At 60.9% G+C, this 376-nt stretch carries 1 pseudogene; it reads right to left on the bottom strand.

The features are described from left to right. Positions 1 to 254, bottom strand: a pseudogene (locus tag EN824_RS33590) (M48 family peptidase); the annotation flags it as partial. Positions 255 to 376: the final 122 nt, after the last annotated feature.

Raw genomic sequence — 376 nt, 5'->3', positions numbered from 1 at the left:
GCATCTACACTCGAATCGTTTACCAGTAATATGTCGATGCCGTCATTGGCAAGGCGCGCTGCCTTGAAGATCGGGCGCGCGTAGTCGCGAACCAGCGCCTCGATCTCGGCGTCGCGCACGATAGGCACGTTTTGCGCAAACGCGCTGACCGAGCCGGAGATCGCGACGGCGGCGGCAAGCAAAAGCGAGACGAAGCCGCGCGCGGTTCCTGCAATGGTCGATCTGGCAGTGGTCGATCTGGGTCGGCTCAACATGACAGGTCCACTGGTAGACGAGCGGGCGAAGGATGAAAAGTCGGCACCGAAAACTTCCTGCGCTTGTGATACCCACATGAATCGGGCATTTGTGCGGCGTGGCGAGGGCGGATCCTGGCGTG

It is taken from the genome of Mesorhizobium sp. M8A.F.Ca.ET.181.01.1.1, from assembly GCF_004792025.1.
Taxonomy (GTDB): domain Bacteria; phylum Pseudomonadota; class Alphaproteobacteria; order Rhizobiales; family Rhizobiaceae; genus Mesorhizobium.
This window is presented reverse-complemented; position numbering and strand designations above follow the sequence as displayed.